1 protein-coding gene is annotated in these 1,135 nt (G+C 75.9%); it reads right to left on the reverse strand.

The genetic code is table 11. The annotated features are described in order from the left end of the window. On the reverse strand, nt 1–1,135 hold a 1,135-nt coding region (locus HW445_RS32000), incomplete at both ends, for a condensation domain-containing protein (RefSeq protein ID WP_257231437.1).

Consider the following 1,135-nt stretch of genomic DNA (forward strand, 5'->3'; position numbering starts at 1 on the left):
CACCTGCCGCGGGCCGCCGACCAGGGCGACGGCGTCGGGCGTCCGCCGGGCCTGTTCCTCGAAGAGGCCGTGCAGGGTGTCCTCGGCGGTCGGCGCCGGCTCGTCGAGGCGGCCCAGCCGGGCGAGCGTGGCGCGGTCGGAGTCCGTGACGGCGGTCAGGCCGGTGAGGGAGGCGCCGGGGTCGTCGAGGGCACGGCGCAGCACCTGCTCGACGTACTCCACGAAGCGGCGCACGGTCGACCCGTCGAAGAGGGCGGTGTCGTACTCGACCATGAACCGCACGCCGTCCGTGTGACGGGTCAGGTAGACGCTCAGGTCGAACGGGGCCCGGGCGCTGGGCACGTCGAGCAGGGCGGCCGTCAGCCGGGGCGGGTCGAAGTCGGCCCTGCCCTCGTTCTCGTACTCGACCATCACCTGGAACAGCGGGTTGCGGCCCGCGTCGCGCGGCGGGTTCAGCGCGCCGACGAGTTCGTCGAAGGGGACGCCGCGGTGGTCGTAGGCCGCGGTGCTGCTCTCCCGGACCCGGCCCAGGAGGGTCGGGAAGTCCGGGTCGCCGGAGAGGTCCAGCCGCAGCGGCACGGTGTCCAGGAAGACCCCGACGTGGTCCTCGGCGCCGGCCGGACGGGCGGCCACCGCGGTGCCGATCACCAGGTCCCGCTGTCCCGCCATCCGGCCGAGCACCGCTGCGACGGCGCCGGTCAGGGCCATGAAGAGGGTCGCGCGGTGTCCGGCGGCGTAGGTGCGCAGCCGGTCGACGAGGCCGGCCTCCAGGGCGTGGGTGAGGCTCGCGCCCACACCGGACCTGACCGGCGGGCGGGGCCGGTCGGTGGGCAGCGAGAGGTCCGGGGCGTCCCGGAGCGTACGCCGCCAGAAGTCGAGCGACGCGGCGAGTTCGGCGGCGCCGGGACGCTCGGCCGGAGGCGGCTCGGGCAGCGGCGAGGGCCCGGGCCCGCCCTGCGCCCGGGTGCGCGCGCGGTAGAAGGCGGCCAGGTCGCGGACCAGTACGGCGGTGGAGGAGGAGTCGAAGACGATGTGGTGCGCGACCAGGAACAGCAGGTGGCGTTCCTCCGACAGGCGCAGCAGCCGTGCCGCGAGCAGCGGCCCGGTGGTCAGGTCGAGGCCGTGGCCGTCCGCG

It is taken from the genome of Streptomyces sp. UH6 (assembly GCF_013421635.1).
Taxonomy (GTDB): Bacteria; Actinomycetota; Actinomycetes; order Streptomycetales; family Streptomycetaceae; genus Streptomyces; species Streptomyces abyssomicinicus.